Below are 19,847 nucleotides of genomic sequence, written 5' to 3' on the forward strand. Positions count from 1 at the left end.
ATCCACGGCATCGCCCGAACCCACGGCGCCCCCCGTGATCCGCTCCTCGTCGTGCTGCCCCGCCGGGTTTCCCGACACCTCACCACTCCCTCGGACCTGGCGCGCCGACCGCGCCGCGGTCATGACGTGTTCGTCAGACGCACGATACATTTCGCCCGGTTCACGGGCCGCCCCCGGACGATCGACACCCGCCGCCGGCGCTCGGCAGGCGAGTCGCGTCGTGTGTACGAGCCGTCAGAGACCGACTCCGACCTCTTGCACGTTGTGCCACACATGGCATAACGTGCCACATGTGGCAGGTCCGCTGTCCCGGTTGCCGGACGGGGACGGCGTAGCCGGCGTTCACGACATTCCGCCAGGGGCGGCCGGCGGGCAACCGGATGACGGTCCCCGTGGCGTCCACGTCCGCCCGGCCCCCGTGCCGGCTTCACGCGAGGAGTCCCGATGACATTGGACCTGAAGGCAGCCGCTTCGACGCTGAACGGGCTGCGGCCGTTCCCGGTGGCGGTCACGACCATTCTGAACGGCCGGGCCAACGGACTGATGTCGCTGTCCGCCGGCGCCGCGAGCATCGTGCCCGAGGCGCCGCGGGTGACGATCAGCCTCACGAAGTACAACCTGACCCACGACCTGGTCCTGGAGTCCGGTGTGTTCGCGATGCACCTGCTGGCGGCGACGCCGGAGGAGCAGTTCGCGATCTCCCTCGACATCCTCATGGGCCTCGGCGGGAGCTCCGGCCGCGACGGGGAGAAGATCAGCCAGTTCCGGACGAAGCCAGGCGTCACCGGCACCCCGATCCTGCTTGACGCGCTCAGCTACGTCGAAGGACGGGTCGTCCACTCCCTCGACATCGACGAGAGCACGCTGTTCGTCGCCGATGTCGTCGCCGCGGAGCAGCTGCACGACGGCGAGCGGCTGCGCGTCGGGCCGGCGTGGGGAGCCCTGCCCAAGGAGTGGATCGAGCAGTACGACCGCAACCACCACCCCCAGCTCGAGAGCGCGCGCAAGTACCGCGAGCAGGCGAAGTCCTAGCCTCGGGCCCGGCTTCGCCGCCGGGCCGCCACCCCCCTCGACCCGATCACGGGAGTGTTGAGTGAGCGACAAGCACGAGCTACTGGTCCGCCAGTTCCTCGACCGACTGGTCGAACGGGACTACGACGCGGCGGCCGCCTGCGTCGCCACTGACGCCCGCTACCACGTGAGCGCGTGGCAGCCGGCCGTCGTCGGACGCCCGGCCATCCGCGCCGAGTTCGACCGGCAGGCGGCCCTCTACTCGGCGTTCCACTACGAGCTGGTCACGGTGGCCTCGACCGACACGGTGGTCTTCACCGAGCGGCTCGACAACCTCACCATGGGCGGACGGTCCGTCGTCCTGCACTGGTGCGGGGTGTTCACGTTCGACACCGACGGCCTGATCTCCGCCATCCGCGACTACTACGACATCAAGGAGCTGGAGCAGGCGCTGACCGCCCCGCCGGCCTGACCCGGCGCCCAGCAACCCCACGCGGTCCCCGCATGCCGGCCCGACCAGGCCTCCGGCACGCGGGGATTCGTCGTTTCCGACGGCCTGCGGCCGTTCTCCGGCCCGCGGCCGTTCTCCGGCTGGCGTTCTCCGGCTGGCGCCCCCCGCTGCCTGCCGGGCACGGCTGCCTGCCGGCTACCGGGCATCCGCCGTGTCCGGGCCGGGGCCGAGGCCGCGGCCGAGCAGGTCGAGCGCGTCGAGCAGGTGCGTGCGCAGGCTGCCCCGGCGCGCCGCCCAGCGGCGGGAGCCGACGACGAGCGCGGTGGCCGCGCTGATCCCGGCGAGCTCCGGCCACAGGTCGTCCGGGGCCAGCCCCGCCCGCCCGGCCAGGGCCTCGGTGAGCATCGGGCTGGTCACGGTGACGACGAGCTGCTGGACCCGCTCGTTGCCGTAGCTGTGGGCCATGGCGCGCTGCCAGCGGCGCAGGTAGTCGTTGGTCTCTCCGGTCAGCACGTCCACAGCGTTGCGCAGTGCCGCGAACGGCGGCTCCGCCGGTGGGCGGCGGGCGGTCTCCTCGGCGATCGACGTCGCCAGGCGGACCGGCAACGCGGTGAGGATCATCTCCTTGCCCGGGTAGTACCGGTAGAAGCTGCGCACCGACACCCCGGCGGCGGCCGCGATCTGCTCGACCGTGACCTCGTCCATGGGCCGGGTCGTGAACAGCTCCAGCGCGGCCTGCTCGATGAGGTCCGCGGCCATCGCCCTGCGCCGCACCGCCAGGGTCGCGGACAACCGCCCGTTCCCGGCCGCCTCCACCGTCTCGAATCCCCCTCGTCCGGACCACGGCAGCCGGCCCCCGGCGCCCCAGGCATGATCATGATGCGGCCGCCGCGCCCGCTCCGTCACCCGGCCAGGTCTCCTATCGTACGGAGCGGGGCTAGCGGACCAGGGCGGCCAGTGCCGTGCCGATCCGCTCGATGTCCTCGCGGAAGGCGGCCAGGCTGCGGCTGGTCGGCTCGATCGTGATCCAGGTGACCCCGGCGTCCTCGTACGCGCGGTAGGACGCCGCGACGGCACGACCGAAGGCGTCGACGTCGGGCAGCAGCTCGGCCTCGTAGGGCACGAACGACACGTCCAGCGGGGCCGCCCCGGCCTCGGCGCGCCGGTCCTGCACGCCTCGCACGGCCTCGGCCAGAGCCGCCACGTCCTCCATCGGCGGCGTCTTGGTGATCTTCGCTACGGCGACGGACTGCCCCATCGGCATCCAGCCGTCGGCGAGGGTCACCGCGCGCCGCCGCGCCGCGTTGCTGTTGCCGCCGATCCAGATCGGCGGGCCCCCGGCCTGCGCCGGTCCGGGCAGCGAGGTGTGCCCGTGCAGCGGGAACGTCGGGTCGTCCCGGTCGACGCTGCGGCCCGTCCACACCGCCCGCATCGCCGGGATGGCCGCGTCGAGCAGGCGCCCGCGCTGGGCGAAGTCGGCGCCGAGAGCCTCGAACTCGCTTTTCAGGTAGCCCGCCGCGACGCCCAGGGTGAGCCGCCCGGCGCTGAGCCGGTCCAGGCTCGCCGCGGACTTCGCCAGCAGGTAGGGGCTGCGGTAGCCGGCGACGGCGACGTAGGTCATCACCCGCAGCCGGGTCGTCGCCGCGGCCAGGAAGCTCAGCGACACGAACGGGTCGAACGAGTGGTGCCCGCCGCCTGCGAGCCAGGTGTCGTCGGGGACCGGGTGCTCGCTCATCGAGACCGCGTCGAATCCGGCCTGCTCCACCAGCCGGCCGACCTCGGCCAGGTCGCCATCCCCGATCCAGCGGTCGTAGTGCTTCACGGCACGCATCGGGAACATCAGGTTCAGGCGCATGGACACCTTCCGTTGTTGCCGGCCGGGGACCGGGCGGTCCCACGGGCTCACTCGTCGTCCGCCGGGAACCGGGCAGCCCCGGCCCCTCCGCCGCCGACCGGGACCCGGCCGCGGCTCCCGCGCGGACACAGGCTGATCTGACACGAGCTGATCTGACACGGGCCGCCCGACGTGGGCCGGGGTATGCGCACCCGCCACGGCAGGGAGCGCATCGCCACTGGCGCGCCTTCGGGCCGCCTGCGTGGCCCTGGCGCACCTGCCTCCGCCCGGCACGGGCGCTTCCGGAGGCGGATGGGCGGCTGTACCCACTATGCTGTTCTGACAGCTACGTCACAAGTGTCGGCGCCGCGGGCCACTGCCGAGACGCCCGCCCGACGGCGGGGAACGCGGCCCGCCGCCCGGGCCGCCCGATCTCGTCCGGACCCCGCGGCCCGCCGCCGGACCCCTCGACCGTGGGGAGGCCGACGGCGAGGCCAGAGAGGGAAACCATCGATGGGTAACCGCCTCGCGGGCAAGACCGTGTTCGTGTCCGGGTCGACCCGCGGCATCGGCCGTTCCATGGCGGAGCTGTTCGCCGCCGAGGGAGCGCGCGTGGCCGTGACCGGCCGAACCGTCGCCAAAGGTGAGAAGGTCGTCGCCCGCATCCGCGCGGCCGGCGGTGAGGCGGAGTTCTTCCCGCTGGACATCACCGACGAGGCCAGCGTGCACGGCACGATCGACGCGGTGGCCGCGCACTTCGGCGGGCTGAGCACACTGGTGAACAACGCCGCCCCCACCGACGCCGTCGCCTCGACGATCAAGAAGATCGCCGACTACACGACCGAGGAGTGGAACCACATCCTGCTCGGCACGCTGACGGGCAACGTGTTCTGGGCCTCGAAGTACGCCTGGCCGTACCTGCGCGAGGCCGAGGGGGCCGCGATCGTGAACGTGTCCTCGGGCCAGTCCATCGCCGGGTTCACCGGGTTCGGCGCCTACGCCGCGGCCAAGGGCGGCGTCAACGCCCTGAGCCGCACCCTGGCCGTCGAAGGTGCCGCTGACGGCATCCGCTCCAACACCATCGTCGTCGGGCGGGTTGTGAGCTCGCCGGGCGACTCCGGGGCGCTCACCGGCGGCGGGCGGCTCACCCGCATCGGCAACCCGACGGACATCGCGTACACGGCGGCGTGGCTCGCCTCCGACGAGGCCGCCTTCGTCACCGGCGCGACGGTGACAGCCGACGGCGGCTTCAGCGCCAACGGCGACGCCGCCGCCGGCGAGGGCTGAGCGTGCCGGTCACCACCCACCGGGGGACAGTGGACGTCGCTGTCAGATCGAAGGCCACCCAGGCCGGTACCACCCGATCAGGAAGTGCCGGACCCGTCACCGACGGGTCCGGAAGCGAGCACGGCGGGGCCGGATCCCCGCTGACCACCGACGAACAGGAGCCATTCATGGCATCAGCACCCGCCGCACCGCGACGGCAGGTCCGATGAGCGCGCCGGCACCGGGCAGCGCCACCACCGTCCCCGCGGTTTCGGACGGGACGGCGGCCCTCGGCGTGTCCGAGGTCGCGGCTGCGGCAACCCCGGCCGCGCCCACCCCGGCCGTCTCCACCCCGGCCGGCCCGCTCGGGACCACGGTGCTGCACACGGTCGAGCGGGGGATCGCGACGATCACCCTGAACCGGCCGGAAGCCGCGAACGCGATCCAGCCGGCGATGCGCGACGTCATCATCGACCTGCTCGCCCAGGCCGACGCCGACCCCGAGGTCCGGGTGGTGGTGCTCGCCTCGAACGGGCGGCACTTCTGCTCCGGCGCCGACGTCACCGGGATCGCGGCGAGCCGCGCGCAGGGCGCCGAGAAGCGGGTCACCGACGCGATGCGGCGCATCATGACCGGTGCGCAGCGGTTGGTCTCCTCGGTCCTCGACTGCGGCAAGCCGGTCATCGCTGTCGTCCAGGGCCCGGCCGCCGGCCTCGGCGCGCACCTGGCGTACGCCAGCGACCTGGTGGTGGCCGCGGAGAACGCGATCTTCGTTGAGTCGTTCGTGCTGCGCGGCCTGGTCGTCGACGCCGGAGGCGCCTACCTGCTGCCGCGGCGCATCGGCATGCAGAAGGCCAAGGAGCTGGCGTTCTTCGGCGAGAAGCTGCCCGCGAGCGAGGCCCTCACCCTCGGCCTGGTCAACCGGGTCGTGCCAGCCGAGGAACTCGCCGCCACCGCCGCCGAGTTCGCCGACCGGCTGGCCGGCGCCGCCACAAGCGCCATCGCGCTGACCAAGCGGCTGTTCAACGAATCCCCGGACGTCGACCGGGCTGCGGCCTTCCTGGCCGAGGGCATGGCACAGGAGTTGCAGTCGCACGCCCACGACTCGACCGAAGGGGTGACCGCGTTCGTCCAGCGCCGCTCCCCCGACTACCGCGGCTACTGATCCGCGGCCACTGATCGTAGGAGGACACCCATGGCAACCGCCGCACCCCGGGTCGACCTGCCGACCATCGAGGACGAGAACCGGCCCTTCTGGGACGCCGCCCGCCAGGGCCGCTTCCTGATCGCCCGCTGCGCGTCGTGCGGGCGGGCGCACCACTACCCCCGCCCGTTCTGCCCGTTCTGCTGGAGCGAGGACGTGTCCTGGGAGGACGCCAGCGGCCTGGCCACCCTCTACACCTACTCGACGGTGTTCGTGAACGACCTGCACCCGTTCGCCGAACGGATCCCCTACGTGGCGGCCCTGGTCGACCTGGCGGAGGGGCCCCGGGTGATGACGAACATCATCGATGCCGACCCGGCAGAGCTGCACATCGGCATGCCGCTGACAGTCGCCTACCGGGAGCTGACCGACGAGATCACCGCGCCGGTCTTCCGCCCCGCGGATCCGGCCACCTCAGCCGCCGGCGGCTGAGAGCCGGCCGCACCGGCCGCCGACGCACACGATTCCGTCAGCACACGTTTTCGCCACGCACACGTTTTCGCCAGCACACAGGGAGTTCGTATGGCAGGCCTACTCGAGGGCAAGATCGCACTGGTGACCGGCGCCGGCCACGGCATCGGCCGTGGCCACGCGCTCGAACTCGCCAAGCACGGCGCGACCGTCATCGTCAACGACCTCGGCAGTTCGGTCAGCGGCGAGGGTCGCGGCCGGGACGCCGAGGAAGTCGTGAAGATCATCGAGAAGCGCGGCGGCTCCGCCGTGGCGGACTTCGGTGACGTCGGCGACGAGGAGCAGGTCGAGGCCACCGTCGCCCGGGCCTTCGACGAGTTCGGCCGCCTCGACATCGTCGTCAACAACGCCGGCATCGTCCGCGACAAGGCCGTGTGGAACATGAGCACGGCCGACTTCGACCTGGTTCTGCGCGTGCACCTGCGCGGCACCTGGCTGGTCAGCCGGGCGGTCGCGAAGCGCTGGCGGGCCGCGGCCAAGGCCGATGGCGGCCGGGTCTACGGTCGGATCATCAACACGACGTCCGGCGCGGGACTGTCCGGCCACTTCGGCCAGACGAACTACAGCGCCGCGAAGGCCGGCATCGTCGGGCTGACCCTGACACTGTCGCTGGAGCTGGCGAGCATCGGCGTGACCGTGAACGCGATCGGCCCCGGCGGCCTGACCCGGCTGTCGGGCACCATGGCCGGTCAGGCCAAGCCGCTGGAGCCCGACGAGCGGCCCGAGGACGAGTTCGACCCCAAGGACCCGTCGCTGTGCAGCCCGGTCGTCGCCTGGCTCGCCAGCGACGAGGCCGGCCACGTCAGCGGTCAGGTCATCAAGGCCATCGGCGAGCGCATCCAGCTCATGGGCGGCTGGCACGAGCAGGCCGTGGTGAACAACGGCGGCAAGCGCTGGGACGCCACCAAGCTCGGCCCTCTGTTCGCCACCGACGTCTTCCGCACCCGCGCCCCGGGCCTGCGCCTCGGCGGCTGAGCGCGCAGCTCAGCCCGCGGCCAGAGCTCAGCCCGCGGCCAGCATGCGCAGGGCGGCAGTGTCCACCTTGAGCATGTTGGTCAGCGGCAGCGCCTCAACGATTTCGAGGCGGTCCGGCGCCTTGTAGTCGGCCAGCCGTCCCCGCACCCAGGCCCGCAGCTCGGCGAGGTCCGGCGGGCTCGCGGGGTCGGCCGGCTCGACGAAGGCGACTCCGATCTCGCCGATCACCGGGGCCGGCGCGCCGACGACCGCCGCGCGCCGCACCCGGGGATGCTCCGCCAGCACGTTCTCCACCTCCAGCGGGTACACGTTGTACCCGCCGCGGATGTAGAGATCGCTGGCCCGCCCGCGCAGCCGCAGGTTGCCTGCGGTATCAAGCGACCCGAAATCGCCGCTGACGAGCCAGCCGTCGCCGCGCAGCACCGCCGCGGTCTGCTCCGGGTCGTTCCAGTAGCCGCGCATCACCGTGTCGCCGCGCACCCAGACCCGGCCGACCTCGCCGGTGGCCACGTCGCGCCCGGCGTCGTCGCGCAGGACGATCTGGATGCCGGCCTGGGGTCGACCGACCGTGCGGAACTGCACGTCCGGCGGGTCGTCCGGCTCGGTGCCGCAGATGCTCGGCGACTCGGTCATGGCGTAGCGGACGACGAGGGGCACCCCGAGCCGGGTGACGACCCGCTCCACCAGCTCGGGCGCCGCCGGCGCGGTCGCGGCGAGCCCCAGGCGCAGCGTCGCGACCGCCCGCACGGTCCGCTCGGCGTCGGGCAGCTCCAGCAGCTTGGCCCACTGGGTGGGCACGGCGCCGGCGACGGTGATCCGCTCGTCGTGCAGGATGCCCGCCATCCCCGCCGCCGACCAGGGCACCGGACTGATCACCATGGTGGTGCCCCAGGCGAGCTGATCGACGATCTTCGCCATGTACCCCGCGTGGGCGAAGGGAGTCGCAACGAGCCGGCGGTCGAAGGGCCGGCTCATCACCCCCGCGGAGGCGACGGCGGCGGCGAGGTTGCGGTGGTCGAACCAGGCCCCCTTGGGCAGCCCGGTCGTCCCGGACGTCCAGATGATGACCACCGGGTCGGCCGGCGCCACGACCGGGCGGTCGCGGCCGAGCCCCGGGTGGCGCCGCAGCGCCGCGAGCTCGGATCGCGCCAGCACCGGTAACCCTGCTGGTACTGCGGGCAGCTCCGCCGCGGTGTCCCGGATCACCAGCGCCGGTCGACACCGTTCGAGGATCCCGGTCACCTCGCGCGCGCCGAGCCGGGTGTTCAGTCCGGTGGTGACCGCGCCCAGCCGGGCCGCGGCGGCGTAGCAGATCGCGTAGTCGACCGAGGACGGCAACATGAGCGCCACGACGTCGCCGGGCCCGACCCCCCGCGCCGCCAGTGCCCCGGCCAGTGCGTCGGAGGCCGCAGCCCACTCGGCGAAGCTGATCCGCCCGTCCGGACCGACGTAGGCCTCCCGCCCGCCGAACCGCACCGCGGCCGCGTCCAGCGCCGCGGTGACCGTGGCATACGAGTCGGGCTCGCCCAGCGGCGGGGACGGCGACGCCGACGTCAAAGCCGACGCCGACGCCGACACCGACTCCGCCGCGGGGGAGCCGCCCACGCCGCTCAGTCCCGGCCGAGGATGACGGTTCCCGACGAGCAGAGCCAGCCGCCGGTGCCACTGACGCAGGCAAGTCGGGCGTCCGGCACCTGCCGGCCCTCGGCCTCGCCGCGCAGCTGGCGCACCGCCTCGACGATGAGGAACAGGCCGCGCTGCCCGGGGTGGCATGCCGACAGGCCGCCGCCGTCGGTGTTGGTCGGCAGCGCCCCGCCGACGCGCAGCCGCCCGTCGGCGACGAACGGGCCGCCCTCGCCCTTCTTGCAGAAGCCGAGGTCCTCCAGGGTGACCATCAGCATGTACGTGAACGCGTCGTAGAGCTCGCAGACGTCGATGTCCTCCGGGCTGACCCCGGCCCGGGAGAACGCCAGCGGCCCGGAGACGGCCGCGGGACCGGTGGTCACGTCCTCCCACTGGCTGGTCGACACGTGCGTCACGCACTCGCCCGTGCCGAGGACCCACACCGGCGGACGCGGCAGGTCGGCGATGCGGTCCTCGGCGACCAGCACCGCCGCGGCGCCCCCGTCCGAACGGATGCAGCAGTGCAGCTTGGTGAACGGGTCGGCGATCATCGACCCGGACAGCACGTCGTCGATCGTGATCGGGTCGCGGTAGTACGCCTCGGGGTTGGGGCCGGCGTTGTGGCGGGCGGAGACGGCGATCTCGGCGAGCTGCTCGATCGTCGTGCCGAACTCGTGCATGTGCCGGCGGGCGGCCATGGCGTACTTGGAGATCAGCGTGTGGCCGTAGGGGGCCTCCCACGACTGTGGCCCGCGGCTGCCCCAGTTCAGGCTCGCCGTGCGCAACCGCTTGCGCAGGTCGGACCGGGCCGTCGAGCCGTAGGTGAGCAGCACCACGTCCGCGTGCCCGGCGGAGATCGCGTCGGCGGCGTGGGCGGCCATGACCTCCCACGACGCCCCGCCGACGGTGGTGGAGTCGATCCAGCGGGGGCGCAGGCCCAGATACTCGGCGACGTCGATCGGCGCCAGCGTCCCGAGCGAGGTCGACGCGAGCCCGTCGACGTCACCCGGCCCGAGCCCGGCGTCGGCGAGCGCGCGGCGGCTGGCCTGGGCGATCAGCGCGTACGGGGTGGAGCCGTCGGTGCGGCCCACATCCGACAGGGCGACCCCGGCGATGGCGACCCGGCGGCTCATCGCCCGGCCCTCGCGGGCAGGCAGGGGCACAGGTGGGTCGGGCGGGACGGCGGTCGAGTCATGTGTCCTCCGATCGGGTGCCGGCGGTGGCCGGCTACTGCGCCGCCGGCTGGGCGACCAGGCGCGCGAGATGGTCGGCGGGCTCGCCGAGCAGGTGCTCCAGGACGTGCGCCCGCTTCAGGAACAGGTGCGAGTCGTGCTCGAAGGTGTAGCCCATGCCGCCGTGCACCTGGATGGTGGCGGAGGCGTTCTCGACGGCGAAGCGGCCGGCGACGCTCTTGGCGGCGAGCGCCTGGAACTCGGCGTCGGCCCGCCCGTCCTGGACGCAGATCGCCGCGAACAGCACCTGCGACAGCGCGGCCTCGGCCCGCACCGCCATGTCCGCGCAGGCGTGCTTGATCGCCTGGTTGACCCCGATGGGCCGGCCGAACTGCACCCGTACCTTGGCGTGCTCGGTGGACAGGTCGCGCGTCGCCTCGGCGATCCCGACGCTCATCGCCGCCGTCAGCACGAGAGCGCGCAGGCGGATCGGCTCCTCCTGCGTGCTCACCCAGGCGATGATCGGTACGGCGTCCGCGCGCGCCTCGGCCAGCCGGATGCCCGGGTCGATCGCCGGCTCGGAGTGCACGTCGGTCAGCGCGGCGGTCTCGACCAGCGCGGCACCCGCGGGGTCGAGCAGCAGGACGTAGCGGGAGTCCGCCGCGTCGAGCAGCTGGAACCGCCCGTCCAGGGTCGAGGGGGTGGTGGCGGCGTCGAACCCGTCCGGACCGCGGCGCAGGGCCAGGCCCACCGCCGCCTTGCCGGACAGGATCGCCGACGCCGTCTCATGCTGGCCGGCGAGCGCCGCGACGCGGGCACCCAGCACCGTCGGCAGGAACGGCCCCGGCACCAGCCGGCGGCCCATCTCCCGGAACAGCAACGTCTCCTCGGCCAGCTCGCACCCGGCACCACCGAGCTCCTCGGCGATGCCAAGGCCGAACAGGCCCAGCTCCGCGCTCTCCGACCAGACCCGCCGGTCCACGACCACGGGCTCGTCGCGCCGCTCCCGGATGACCGAGATCGGCAGCTCGTTGCCGAAGAAGTCGGCGGCGAGGGAGGCTATCTCCATCTGGCCCGGCGTGGGTAGCAGGTCCACGGTGCGCTCCTCAGGGTGTTTCGATGGCTGCTGGGGATTCGGTGAGCTTCAGCGCGGCAGGCCGAGCACCCGATCACCGATGATGTTGCGCTGGACCTCGGACGTCCCCCCGCCGATGGACACCGAGTACGAGTACAGGTAGTTGCCGGACCAGCCGCCCGGCTCCCAGCGCGAGACGAACCGCAGGGCGTCCGCGCCGAGCAGGTCGAACGCCAGCCGGTACACCTTCTTGGCGACGTCCGAGTAGAACAGCTTGACCATCGACCCCTCGGGGCCGGGCTGGTCGCGGTGCATGTTGCGGGAGATGCCGGCGTAGGTCATGGCACGCAGCGACGCGACCTCGGCGCGTGCGGTCGCCAGGCGTCGCGCGATCTCGTCGTCGGCGATCGCCGGGCGCCGCCCGTCAGGCCCGGTGCGCTCCTTTGCGAGGTCGATGAGCTTCTCCACGGTGCTGGCGAGGCGGACCTGGTTGGCGGTGAAGGCGGTGCCGCGCTCGAAGGACAGCGTGGACATCGCCACGCTCCAGCCCTTGTTCAGCCCCCCGACGACGTTCTCCAACGGGATGCGGACGTCGTCGTAGAAGACCTCGCAGAACTCGGCGCCGCCCTCGATCGTCTCGATCCCGCGCACCTCGATACCGGGAGAGTGCATGTCACAGATCACCCAGGAGATGCCGTGGTGACGCGACCCTTCGGGGTCGGTGCGGACCAGCAGCTCCTGCCAGTCCGCGAGGGTGGCGAAGCTGGTCCAGATCTTCTGCCCGGACACGACGAGCTCATCGCCCTCGATGCGGGCCCGGGTCCGCAGCGCGGCGAGGTCGGAACCGGCGTCCGGCTCGGAGAACCCCTGGCACCAGATCACTTCTCCGCGCAGGATGCGGGCCAGGTGATAAGTTTTCTGCTCCTCGCTCGCGCGAGTCATCAGGGTCGGCCCGGCGTGGCTGAGGCCGACGAAACAGGCGTCGATGCCCGGCAACCCGGCGCGCCCGTACTCCTCGAACCAGATCAACTGCTGCAGCAGGGAAAGTCCTCGGCCGCCGTACTCCTGCGGCCAGGAGATACCCGCCCAGCCGCCCTCCCACTGGGTGCGCTGCCAGGCGAGATCATACTCACGCATTGCCGGGCCCATCTCGGGGCGAATCTCCCGGGGGGCGTTCTCCTCGAGCCAGGTTCGCACCTGCTCACGGAACTCGACCTGCTCCTTCGAGAAGTCAAGGTCCATTCGTCGGCCTCCGTCCCACCACCTGGCATCTCGTGACGCCCTTGTCAGATACTAGCTTTACCAGGAGGACAGGGCGCCCGCTCGCGGACAGGGCTCGACACGGGGCGCGGGCGCCACCCCCGAGCCGGAGGATCGATGATCGACCGATGACCACACCGACCAACCCGACGACGAACGGCCCCTCCACCAGTGGGGACGCCACCCGCGCACAGTCCGGCAACGACACGCCCGCCCCCAACGGCGCGACGGGCGCGGCAACGCCGCCGCTCGTTGCGCGACGCGGCTGGGAGGGGCGCTACTTCGAGGACTTCGCCGTGGGCGACGTCTACGACCATCCGCTCGGCCGGACGATCACCGCGACCGACAACACCTGGTTCACGCTGCTCACCCAGAACACAGCGCGCCTGCACTTCGACCAGCACTATGCCGCGCAGACGGGGTTCGGCCGCACGCTGGTGAACTCGACTCTCACCCTCGCCCTCGTCACCGGCCAGAGTGTCACCGATGTCTCGCAGAACGTGATGGCCAACCTGGGTTGGGACGAGGTGCGCCTTCCCCACCCGGTCTTCGAGGGCGACACGGTCTACTCCCGCTCGATCGTGCTCGGGCTGCGGCCGAGCAAGTCCCGGCCGGACGTCGGGGTGGTGGAGGTCCGCACCCACGGTTACAACCAGGACGGCGACGAGGTGATCAGTTTTCGCCGCACGCTGCTGGCCTATCGACGCGGCCACGGCCCGCGGCCGCCGGCACTGCCGCCGCTGCCCGACTCCCCCGCCGCGCGCTGACCCACCGCGCGCTGTTCCCCCGCGCACCGCTTCACCGCGCGCTGACCCGCCGCCTGGCCCCATCCTGTCCCGACCACCCCGCGAGACCATCCAGGCCCGGCCGACGCGCCGCGGCCCGCGGATGGCGAGGAGACCGCCGTGTCGAGTGTGACCACCCGTCTGAGCCCTGAGGAAGAGCAGATCGTCCGACTGGTCGCTACCTTCGTCGACGAGAAGGTCCGACCGGTCGCGCAGGAGCTCGACCACACCAACACCTACCCCGAGGACCTCATCGAGCAGATGAAGGAGATGGGGGTCTACGGTCTCGCGATTCCGGAGCCCTACGGCGATTTCGGCGTGTCGACGTCCTGCTACGCACGGGTGACCGAGGAGCTGTCGCGCGGCTGGATGAGCCTCGCCGGCGCATTCGGCGGCCATTCCGTCGTCTCCAAGCTGCTCCTGCGCTTCGGCACCCAGGAGCAGCGGGACAAGTACCTGCCCCGGATGGCCACCGGCGAGCTGCGCGCCACCATGGCACTCACCGAACCTGGTGGCGGCTCGGACCTGCAGGCCCTGCGCACCGTCGCTCGGCCCGACGGCGACGGCTGGGTGGTCGACGGCACCAAGACCTGGATCAGCAACGCCCGGCGTTCGGGCCTGATCGCGCTGCTGTGCAAGACCGACCCCGCGGCGAAGCCGGCGCATCGCGGCATCAGCATCCTGCTCGTCGAGCACGGCCCTGGCTTCACCGTCTCCCGGGACCTGCCCAAGCTGGGCTACAAGGGCATCGAGACCTGCGAGCTGCACTTCGACGGGTACCGGGCACCCGGCGATGCCGTCCTCGGCGGCGTGACCGGAAAGGGCTTCAACCAGATGATGGCCGGCCTGGAGGTCGGCCGGATCCAGGTCGCCTCGCGCGCCCTCGGGGTCGCCCGCGCGGCCTTCGACGACGCGCTTCGCTACGCCCAGGAGCGAGAGACCTTTGGCAAGCCGATCTGGGAGCATCAGTCGATCGGCAACTACCTGGCGGACATGGGGACGAAGATCCTCGCCGCCCGCCAGCTCATCCTGCACGCGGCCGAGGTGTTCGACTCCGGCGCCCGCGCCGACATGGAGGCCGGGATGGCGAAGCTGTTCGCCTCCGAGATGGCGGCGACAGTGACACTCGACGCCATCCGCATCCACGGCGGCTACGGCTATTCGACCGAGTTCGACGTCGAGCGCTACTTCCGTGACGCCCCTCTGATGATCGTCGGTGAGGGAACCAACGAAATTCAGCGCAACGTCATCGCTCGCCAGCTCGTCCAGCGTCCTAACCCGCTGCGCTGAGGGCCGAAGCACGGTGGACGGCTCGCGACAGCCGGCCGCGCCTCGGCTGCCGCTGCCGCTGCCGCTGCCGCGCCGCCAGGAGCCATGTGGGCTGTGCATGTCGAGGTTCACCCGGCGGCGATGCCGTAGAGCAGGTCGTGTGGGTGACGTGAGTAGGGGTTTCGGCGAGGGGTGCGGCTGGCGTCGATCCAGGCCGGGGGCAGGAACTCGGGGCGTCGGTCGGGGCCGAGCTGAACGGTCCAATCCTCGTGGTGGATGACCCGGTGGTGATGGCCACAGAGGAGCACGCTGTTGTCCAGCGAGGTGTGGCCCCCGTCGATCCAATGGCGAATGTGATGCGCCTCGGTCCACCCCGCCGGGCGATCGCAACCCGGGAACGCACAGCCGTTGTCGCGAGCGACCAGTGCCCGGCGGATGTCGGTGGTGACGGTGCGCTGGGTTCGGCCGACGTCGAGGGGAACGCCGGCTGGGTCGAGGATGATGCGGCCGACCGAAGCGTCACAGGCCAGACGACGTAGGACTTCGCGGGGCAGGGGCTGTCCCCAGCCGGTCGTCGCCGGCGGACCGGAGCGTCCGAGCAGTGCCGACCAGGGGATCGTCACGGTCAGATGCGGGCGGACGCCGCCGCCGACAGGCAGCACGGCGGCGTCGAGGGTGCGGTCGAGCAGGTCCACGAGGGCATCGGCGCGCCGCCGGGCGGGACTGCGCGGGTCGAGCGCACCGTCGACAGCCGGGCGCGGCGCCGCGAGCGGGTCCAGCGCGGTGCGGAGCAGGGCAGCGGCTTCGGGGTCAAGCTCGCCGCTGATCCGAGTCATCCCGTCCGGCAACTCGGAGATCCACAGCTCCCGTCGCCCTGCCGGGTCTCCCACGCCCGCAGCGGCGGCATCGCTGGAGCCATCGGGCTGACCGTCGCTCATGCCGTCGCTACCAGACCCGCCGTCGCCGGACTCACCGCCGCGATCAGGGTCACCACCCTCACTGCCACCGCCGGGAGCCGGGTCGGGCGGATCGCCTCCGGGGCTGGCATCCACCCGAGTCAGGGTCTCGCGGAGGTGACGGGCCAGGCGGGCCAGGGCGGTCGGGTCGAACTCGTCGGCCTGGCGCAGTAGAAACGCCTCGGCCTGGCGGCGCACGTCCGCGGTGACCATAGCCGGCAGCGAGCGCATACCTGCCACGATCACCTGAGCCTGCTCCACGCTGATCTCTCCCGTGGCCAGCCGCTTCCCCGTCGCTGCCAAGGGGCCGTCCACCGCCACCGCGACATCGACCAGACGGTTGGCATCCACTGCGCGGACCCGCAGTCGTTCGCGCAGCAGCGCCGCTGTGTCACTCGCACCCGCACGCCGCGCCAGATCGCGGCCATGCACCTCGGCGACAATCTGAAGGCGAAACGCCGCCAGCCGCGTCAACACGACCGAACAATCCAGCAGAAATTCCAGCAGGCCCGCGTCGGACATCGACCATGCCGGACCGTCGACCATTGCATCCATCCGCGCGGACACTGCGGTCAACTCGTCGACCAGCACATGCGTCCGGTTCGGAGACTCAGGATTCGAGACCATGCGAAAAGCCTAGGCGAACACGAATCCAGTGTCGAACACATGTTCGTATCTGTAACTACTTCGAGGATATGTTCGCGACGAGGACCGGCATGGCGACACAACACCTAGATCTACGCCCCGGCCGACCGCGGGAGACCGCCAAGCCGCCCGCCGCGCGGCGCAGCCGGCCCCCCGAGGAGACCTCGGAGTGGTCCGACCCGCAGGAACGGAGGGCGGGACGAATCCTTGCCCCAGAAGGTGTTGGCGGAGGTCTGCGAGCTGGCGCGGACGTCCGAATGCTGCGATCCTCAGCGACGGTGCGGACCGACCGTCACCGCCGCGGCGCCTGGACACGGCTGTCCCCGCGACCGCCGGGAGCGCAGACCGCGACGGACCTGGAGTGTTACCCGCGATCGTCCTCGCCTGGTTTCCCCTGCAGTTCCGCTAAGGGCGACGGAGACGATTCGGCCGGACTTGACGTAGCGGACGTGAGCGTGCTCCGATACCTCATGAACGTCACCATCACGCGCACCCTCAGTAAGGGTCACGACGCACCAGGAAAAACTCCCGATTCCCAGTAATGTGGTGAGACCTCGGCGGCAAGAAGGGCGCGCCTGCCAGCAAGAAGAGAGCCGCTCCTTTTGGAAACATGGTGAGGCAGGATTGGCCAGCGAAAAGACAGCCATAGCGACAGGTATCCGTGTCAGGACCGAGTCCGCCCCGGACGGCCCTGGTCACGCGCAGGCACGCCACGGGTCTGCCCGCGCGGGGCCTCTGCGTGGGTCCGCGCAAGGCATCAGCGATGCACCGGGCAGGCAAGACCCGCTCCGTCGAGTCGTACGGCGCCGGCGAGCCACCGACTCTCCCTCGGAGTGCGCCAACGAGCAGCGCGTCGAGTCAGACAGTGCCGGCGGGGTCGAGGAGTGCGTCAGGGTGGCGGCGACGGGCCGCCACCCAGCTAGTCAGACGACGATGGCGGGTCGCCGGGCGGGTCCCGACAACACAATCGGGTCGCCGAGCGGATCAGACTGCGCCGGCCGCGCGCAGGCGGGCTGTGTCGGTGGGGTCGTAACCGAGCTCGGCGAGCAGGGCATCGGTGTGCTCACCGACGGCCGGCACGGCGCCCATGACCGGGTCCACCCCGCTGATGCGGACGGGCGGGCGCACCGCGCGCAACGGGCCGACCGGCGAGTCCACCTCCCGCCAGCGATCGCCCACGTCGAGCTGGGGATGTGCGAGCAGGTCACCGATGGTGTTGATCCGGCCGTTGGCGATGCCCGCCTCGTTCAGCCGGGTGAGGGCCTGCTCGGTGGTGACCTCGGCGAGGGCCGCCTCGACGTCGGCGGTCAGCGCGTCGCGGTGGCGGACACGGCCCGCGTTCGTCGCGTACCGGGGGTCGGCCAGCAGCTCGGGCCGGCGCAGCACCTCCTCGCAGAACCGCCGCCACTCCCGCTCGTTCTGCACGCCGAGCTGCACGCTGCCGCCGTCGCCGGTCCGGAAGCCGCCGTAGGGGGCGATGGAGGCATGGCTGGTGCCGGTGCGGGCCGGGGGAACGCCGGTGTACATGGCGTAGTACATCGGCTGGGCCATCCACTCGGTGAGCGAGTCGAACAGCGACACCTCGAGCGCGGCGCCCTCCCCCGTGCGCTCCCGCATGAACAGCGCGGTGAGGACCGCCGTGTAGGCGTACATGCCGGCGGAGATGTCGGCGACGGAGATGCCGACCTTGGCCGGCGCGTCGGGCGCACCGGTGACCGACAGCAGTCCGGTTTCGCACTGGATCAGCAGGTCGTAGGCCTTCTTGTCGCGCAGCGGGCCGGCCGAGCCGTAGCCGGAGATGTCACAGACGATCATCCGTGGATCGCGGGCCCGCAGTGTCTCCGCGTCGAGGCCCAGGCGGGCCGCGGCGCCGGGGGCGAGGTTCTGCACGAATACGTCGGCCCCGGCCAGCAGACCGGCCAGCACCTCGCGGGCCTCGGGTTGCTTGAGGTCGAGGGTCAGCGACTCCTTCGCCCGGTTCAACCAGACGAAGTAGCTGGCCAGGCCTTTGACCGTCTCGTCGTAGCCGCGGGCGAAATCCCCGGCCCCCGGCCGCTCAATTTTGATCACCCGAGCCCCGAGGTCAGCGAGTTGGCGGGTGGCGAACGGGGCCGCCACGGCCTGCTCGATGGACACCACGGTGATTCCCGCCAAGGGCTTGCCGACCACCGCGCCGCTCGTCAGCGCCGCGGCCCGCCGCGGTGCCGGGACGGCGGTGGTATCAGCCAGTGCGGTGGTATCAGGCAGTGCGGCGGTAGGCAGTGCTGCGGCGTCGGGCAGCGCGGTGGGGTCGGGGGTCTCGGTCACGGCGAGCGCCTCTCAGCCGAGGACGAACGGGTCGCGGGTGGCGCCCGTCGTCTCGATCCAGACGGCCTTCTCCTGCAGGTACTCGTGCAGTCCCTCGGTGCCGTTCTCGCGGCCGAACCCGCTGCTCTTGATGCCACCGAAGGGCATCGCGTAGTTCAGCGTCCGATAGGCGTTGACCCACACAGTGCCGACCCGCAGCGCCTTGGTCATGCGGAAGGCACGGCGGATGTCGGCGGTCCAGATGCCGGCGGCGAGGCCGTAGCGCGAGTCGTTGGCGATCGCGATCGCCTCCTCCTCGGAGGAGAAGCGCAGCACGCTCAGCACCGGGCCGAAGATCTCCTCCTGGCAGACCACGGCGTCGTTGGTGACGTTCGCGACGATGGTCGGCTCGAAGAACAGCCCGCCGAGTCCGCCGTCGCCGCCCCCGCCGACGATGTCGGCACCCTGCTCCTTGGCCTGCGCCACGAAGCGGCGGATCTTTTCGTGCTGCCCGGGGAAGCAGATCGGGCCCATCTCGGTCTCGGGATCCTTCGGGTCACCGAGACGGATCCGAGCGGCCCGCTCGGCGACCCGGGCGACGACCTCCTCGTAGACGTCGGCGTGCACGAGCGCCCGCGAACCCGCGATGCAGGTCTGGCCGGCGGCGGCGAAGATACCGGCGATCAGGCCGTTGGATGCGGCAGCCAGGTCCGCGTCGGGGAAGACGATGTTCGCCGACTTGCCGCCGAGCTCAAGGGTGACCGGGGCGAGGTGCTTCGCCGCCGCGGCGGCCACCGCCGCCCCGGTGATCTCCGAGCCGGTGAACGACACCCGGTCGACACCCGGATGGCCGACCAGCCACTCCCCCACCTCGCGGGAGGCGCCGCTGACGGTGTTGAACACACCGGGCGGGAACCCCGCCTCCTCGAACAGGTCGGCGAACTTCAGGATCGACACCGGGGCCTGCTCGGACGGCTTCGCGACGATGGTGCAGCCCGCTGCCAGCGCAGGGGCGATCTTGAAGGTGAGCAGCAGCAGCGGGGAGTTCCACGGCAGCACCGCTGCGACGACACCGATCGGCTCACGGGTGACGAAACCGAAGTAGTCCGGGCGACCCGTGTCGACGACCCGTCCGTCGATCTTGTCGGCCAGGCCGGCGTAGTACTCGTACCAGGCGGACAGGCTGCGAACCTGCCCGCCCATCTCCCGCAGCAGCTTGCCGTTGTCGCGGGTCTCGGCGAGGCCGAGCTCGTCGGCATGCTCCTCGATGACGCCCGCGAGGCGGCGCATCAGCCGGCCCCGCTCCCGGCCCGACAACTTGCTCCACTCCCCGCCGTCGAAGGCCGCCCGCGCGGCGGCGACCGCGTCGTCGACATCGGCGCGACTCGCCTCGGCGACCGTCGCCCACGGCTCGCCGGTGTAGGGGTCGATCGAGTCGAAGGTCGTCGCGCCCGTGCGCCGCTCGGCGCCGATGCGCATCGTTACCGTGGTGGTCACAGCGTCGCGCTCCCTGAGTTCGGGGTTGAGCCTGAGGCAGGGGTTGAGCCTGAGGTCGGGGGTAGGG

General features: G+C 71.8%; 17 protein-coding genes. 8 read left to right on the forward strand and 9 right to left on the reverse strand.

Features of this window, described 5'->3' with window-relative positions; translation table 11 throughout:
• Nucleotides 1-444 precede the first annotated feature (444 nt).
• Together NBZ83_RS17060 and NBZ83_RS17065 are read left to right on the forward strand one after the other, a co-directional pair.
• Nucleotides 445-1,032 carry a flavin reductase family protein gene (locus NBZ83_RS17060; RefSeq protein ID WP_261567842.1) on the forward strand — a complete coding sequence of 196 codons (588 nt, stop codon included), beginning with the start codon at nucleotides 445-447 and terminating at the stop codon, nucleotides 1,030-1,032.
• 61 nt (nucleotides 1,033-1,093) lie between these two features.
• Nucleotides 1,094-1,483: a nuclear transport factor 2 family protein gene (locus tag NBZ83_RS17065; protein ID WP_261567840.1), complete on the forward strand. Its 390-nt coding sequence runs from the start codon at nucleotides 1,094-1,096 to the stop codon at nucleotides 1,481-1,483.
• A 174-nt stretch (nucleotides 1,484-1,657) separates the two neighbouring features.
• On the opposite strand, the gene NBZ83_RS17070 is transcribed toward NBZ83_RS17065, so the two are convergent.
• On the reverse strand, nucleotides 1,658-2,368 hold the full coding sequence (locus tag NBZ83_RS17070; RefSeq protein ID WP_261575375.1) for a TetR/AcrR family transcriptional regulator: 711 nt from the start codon (nucleotides 2,366-2,368) through the stop codon (nucleotides 1,658-1,660).
• A 31-nt stretch (nucleotides 2,369-2,399) separates the two neighbouring features.
• Nucleotides 2,400-3,317, reverse strand: coding sequence for an LLM class F420-dependent oxidoreductase (locus tag NBZ83_RS17075; protein WP_261567837.1), 918 nt, complete (start codon nucleotides 3,315-3,317; stop codon nucleotides 2,400-2,402).
• Nucleotides 3,318-3,809: 492 nt separating this feature from the next.
• On the opposite strand from NBZ83_RS17075, the gene NBZ83_RS17080 reads away from it, so the two are divergent.
• The 4 genes from NBZ83_RS17080 to NBZ83_RS17095 all read left to right on the forward strand — a co-directional run bounded on the left by NBZ83_RS17080 (nucleotide 3,810) and on the right by NBZ83_RS17095 (nucleotide 7,212).
• Nucleotides 3,810-4,583, forward strand: a complete 774-nt coding sequence (locus NBZ83_RS17080) for an SDR family NAD(P)-dependent oxidoreductase (protein WP_261553966.1) — start codon at nucleotides 3,810-3,812, stop codon at nucleotides 4,581-4,583.
• 205 nt (nucleotides 4,584-4,788) lie between these two features.
• Complete coding sequence (locus tag NBZ83_RS17085) at nucleotides 4,789-5,727, forward strand: enoyl-CoA hydratase/isomerase family protein (protein WP_261575376.1); 939 nt, start codon at nucleotides 4,789-4,791, stop codon at nucleotides 5,725-5,727.
• A 30-nt stretch (nucleotides 5,728-5,757) separates the two neighbouring features.
• On the forward strand, nucleotides 5,758-6,198 hold the full coding sequence (locus NBZ83_RS17090; protein WP_261567834.1) for a Zn-ribbon domain-containing OB-fold protein: 441 nt from the start codon (nucleotides 5,758-5,760) through the stop codon (nucleotides 6,196-6,198).
• A 90-nt stretch (nucleotides 6,199-6,288) separates the two neighbouring features.
• Entirely contained in the window at nucleotides 6,289-7,212 is a 924-nt protein-coding gene (locus NBZ83_RS17095; protein ID WP_261567833.1) for an SDR family NAD(P)-dependent oxidoreductase, read from the forward strand.
• A 27-nt stretch (nucleotides 7,213-7,239) separates the two neighbouring features.
• Here the strand turns inward: NBZ83_RS17095 and NBZ83_RS17100 are convergent, their stop codons facing one another.
• The 4 genes from NBZ83_RS17100 to NBZ83_RS17115 all read right to left on the reverse strand — a co-directional run bounded on the left by NBZ83_RS17100 (nucleotide 7,240) and on the right by NBZ83_RS17115 (nucleotide 12,324).
• Nucleotides 7,240-8,817 carry a class I adenylate-forming enzyme family protein gene (locus NBZ83_RS17100; RefSeq protein WP_261567832.1) on the reverse strand — a complete coding sequence of 526 codons (1,578 nt, stop codon included), beginning with the start codon at nucleotides 8,815-8,817 and terminating at the stop codon, nucleotides 7,240-7,242.
• Between the two features lie 5 nt (nucleotides 8,818-8,822).
• On the reverse strand, nucleotides 8,823-9,968 hold the full coding sequence (locus tag NBZ83_RS17105) for an acetyl-CoA acetyltransferase (RefSeq protein WP_261567831.1): 1,146 nt from the start codon (nucleotides 9,966-9,968) through the stop codon (nucleotides 8,823-8,825).
• 94 nt (nucleotides 9,969-10,062) lie between these two features.
• Complete coding sequence (locus NBZ83_RS17110; RefSeq protein WP_261567830.1) at nucleotides 10,063-11,103, reverse strand: acyl-CoA dehydrogenase family protein; 1,041 nt, start codon at nucleotides 11,101-11,103, stop codon at nucleotides 10,063-10,065.
• 48 nt (nucleotides 11,104-11,151) lie between these two features.
• Entirely contained in the window at nucleotides 11,152-12,324 is a 1,173-nt protein-coding gene (locus NBZ83_RS17115) for an acyl-CoA dehydrogenase family protein (protein ID WP_261567829.1), read from the reverse strand.
• A gap of 146 nt (nucleotides 12,325-12,470) precedes the next feature.
• On the opposite strand from NBZ83_RS17115, the gene NBZ83_RS17120 reads away from it, so the two are divergent.
• Nucleotides 12,471-13,109: a MaoC family dehydratase gene (locus tag NBZ83_RS17120; protein ID WP_261567828.1), complete on the forward strand. Its 639-nt coding sequence runs from the start codon at nucleotides 12,471-12,473 to the stop codon at nucleotides 13,107-13,109.
• A 138-nt stretch (nucleotides 13,110-13,247) separates the two neighbouring features.
• Complete coding sequence (locus NBZ83_RS17125; protein ID WP_261567827.1) at nucleotides 13,248-14,417, forward strand: acyl-CoA dehydrogenase family protein; 1,170 nt, start codon at nucleotides 13,248-13,250, stop codon at nucleotides 14,415-14,417.
• 107 nt (nucleotides 14,418-14,524) lie between these two features.
• Here the strand turns inward: NBZ83_RS17125 and NBZ83_RS17130 are convergent, their stop codons facing one another.
• The 3 genes from NBZ83_RS17130 to NBZ83_RS17140 form a co-directional block, all read right to left on the reverse strand.
• Nucleotides 14,525-15,979: an HNH endonuclease signature motif containing protein gene (locus NBZ83_RS17130; protein ID WP_261575377.1), complete on the reverse strand. Its 1,455-nt coding sequence runs from the start codon at nucleotides 15,977-15,979 to the stop codon at nucleotides 14,525-14,527.
• 1,002 nt (nucleotides 15,980-16,981) lie between these two features.
• On the reverse strand, nucleotides 16,982-18,304 hold the full coding sequence (locus tag NBZ83_RS17135; protein ID WP_261567825.1) for a CaiB/BaiF CoA transferase family protein: 1,323 nt from the start codon (nucleotides 18,302-18,304) through the stop codon (nucleotides 16,982-16,984).
• A gap of 12 nt (nucleotides 18,305-18,316) precedes the next feature.
• Nucleotides 18,317-19,780: an aldehyde dehydrogenase gene (locus tag NBZ83_RS17140; protein WP_261567824.1), complete on the reverse strand. Its 1,464-nt coding sequence runs from the start codon at nucleotides 19,778-19,780 to the stop codon at nucleotides 18,317-18,319.
• Between the last annotated feature and the right edge of the window lie 67 nt (nucleotides 19,781-19,847).

It is taken from the genome of Frankia gtarii (genome assembly GCF_025403375.1).
GTDB classification, from domain to species: domain Bacteria; phylum Actinomycetota; class Actinomycetes; order Frankiales; family Frankiaceae; genus Frankia; species Frankia gtarii.

Bases quoted from the DNA above. Each gene is read 5' to 3' on its own strand.
- NBZ83_RS17060 (WP_261567842.1), top strand. From the start codon at position 445: ATGACATTGGACCTGAAGGCAGCCGCTTCGACGCTGAACGGGCTGCGG.
- NBZ83_RS17075 (WP_261567837.1), bottom strand. From the start codon at position 3,317: ATGCGCCTGAACCTGATGTTCCCGATGCGTGCCGTGAAGCACTACGAC.
- NBZ83_RS17080 (WP_261553966.1), top strand. From the start codon at position 3,810: ATGGGTAACCGCCTCGCGGGCAAGACCGTGTTCGTGTCCGGGTCGACC.
- NBZ83_RS17085 (WP_261575376.1), top strand. From the start codon at position 4,789: ATGAGCGCGCCGGCACCGGGCAGCGCCACCACCGTCCCCGCGGTTTCG.
- NBZ83_RS17090 (WP_261567834.1), top strand. From the start codon at position 5,758: ATGGCAACCGCCGCACCCCGGGTCGACCTGCCGACCATCGAGGACGAG.
- NBZ83_RS17095 (WP_261567833.1), top strand. From the start codon at position 6,289: ATGGCAGGCCTACTCGAGGGCAAGATCGCACTGGTGACCGGCGCCGGC.
- NBZ83_RS17105 (WP_261567831.1), bottom strand. From the start codon at position 9,968: ATGAGCCGCCGGGTCGCCATCGCCGGGGTCGCCCTGTCGGATGTGGGC.
- NBZ83_RS17115 (WP_261567829.1), bottom strand. From the start codon at position 12,324: ATGGACCTTGACTTCTCGAAGGAGCAGGTCGAGTTCCGTGAGCAGGTG.
- NBZ83_RS17120 (WP_261567828.1), top strand. From the start codon at position 12,471: ATGACCACACCGACCAACCCGACGACGAACGGCCCCTCCACCAGTGGG.
- NBZ83_RS17130 (WP_261575377.1), bottom strand. From the start codon at position 15,979: ATGGTCTCGAATCCTGAGTCTCCGAACCGGACGCATGTGCTGGTCGAC.